General features: G+C 67.2%; 1 pseudogene. It reads left to right on the forward strand.

The annotated features are described in order from the left end of the window. Positions 1–93: 93 nt before the first annotated feature. Positions 94–250 (forward strand): annotated as a pseudogene (locus ACZ3HG_RS24425) (cache domain-containing protein); the annotation flags it as partial.

A 250-nucleotide genomic window follows, 5' to 3' on the forward strand; every position in this document is an offset into this window, starting at 1 on the left:
GGCTTCGCCAAGCTGGAGGCCGACGGCAAGCTCTCCCGCGCCGAGGCGCAGCAAGGCGCCATCGCCCGCGTGCGCGACTAGCGCTATACCGGCGACGGCTACGCCACCCTGGTGGGCGCGGACTCCACCATCGTCATGCATCCCATCAACACCAAGCTCGATGGCCGCAACATGCTCTCCTTCAAGGATGCCAAGGGCAACGAGCTCTACAAGATGATCGCCGCAGCCGGTGCCTCGCCGGCCGGCAAGG

This window comes from Erwinia sp. PME.40.26/001, from assembly GCF_055556675.1.